Genomic DNA, 1034 nt, shown 5'->3' with positions numbered 1-1034 from the left:
CGAGGATCATCTTCCGGCACATCATTCCCAACATGTCCTCGCTGCTGGTCGTCGACGCCACGCTGAACGTCAGCGCCGCGATCCTCACCACGACGTCGAGGTCGGCCAGAGAGTCCAGGATGTCCCGCACGTCGGCGGCGTAGCCGGCGTAGCGGTCGGTGGCGGTGGTGCCCAGGGTCAGGGCGATGCGGGGGCGCTCGGGCGCGGACCACAGCCACTTCGGCACGGCGGCGGTGCCGCCGTAGGGGACGTAGCGCATCGGCAGGTAGTCCAGGCCGGCGTCCATGCTCAGCGACGCGGGGAGCTGATGGACGGTGAACTGGCCGGTGAACAGGTCCTCGGTGAAGTCGAACCCGTACTTGCGGGCGTAGGGGCCGAGCCAGTCGATCATCGGGTCGGCGCGGTCGTGCTCCGGGCGTTCGGCCTTGAGCCGCAGGTAGTGCTCGCGGGCGACCCCGAAGACGTCGACACTCCACACCAGGCGGGCGTGCGCGGCGCCGCAGGCCTCGGCGGCGATGCCTCCCGCGTAGGTGTTGGACTCCCAGATGACCAGGTCGGGCCGCCAACTGCGGGCGAAGTCGGCCAGGCCGGCGATCATCGGGAAGTTGTCCAGCTGGTGCCACTGCTCCACGAGGGTCGCGTACCCGTCGCGCATCGTCTCCCAGTCGACGGCCGCCGGATCCACCGCGGCGTCGTACGGCGCGGGCAGCCCGGCCCGCTCGGCCTCGACCTGCTCGATGTTGAGCTCCGCCAGCCGCCAGGTGGAGGGGTCACGACCGACCGAGACGGCGGTCAGGCCGGCCTGGGTGACGACGTCGACGAACTTGGGCTGGACCGCGACGCGCACCTCGTGGCCGGCGGTACGCAGCGCCCAGGCCAGCGGAACCATCGCGTGGAAGATGGTCTTGTCCGGGTAGGTGGTGAACAGGATGCGCATGGTGGTGGTGTCTCCTGGTCGGGCGTCAGCGGTGTTTGGCGGTGAGTTCTTCGAGCTGGGGGATGAGCTGGTTGGGGCTGGGCAGGGCGTGGATCTC

Annotated in this window: 2 pseudogenes; one reads left to right on the top strand and one right to left on the bottom strand. The window is 70.0% G+C overall.

The annotated features are described in order from the left end of the window. Positions 1-104: pseudogene (locus tag ABZ260_RS51540) on the top strand (peptide ABC transporter permease); the annotation flags it as partial. 125 nt (positions 105-229) lie between these two features. On the opposite strand, the pseudogene ABZ260_RS51535 reads toward ABZ260_RS51540, so the two are convergent. Further along, positions 230-889: pseudogene (locus ABZ260_RS51535) on the bottom strand (glycosyl transferase); the annotation flags it as partial. Positions 890-1034: the final 145 nt, after the last annotated feature.

Source organism: Streptosporangium sp. NPDC006013, assembly GCF_040614275.1.
Taxonomy (GTDB): domain Bacteria; phylum Actinomycetota; class Actinomycetes; order Streptosporangiales; family Streptosporangiaceae; genus Streptosporangium.
This window is presented reverse-complemented; position numbering and strand designations above follow the sequence as displayed.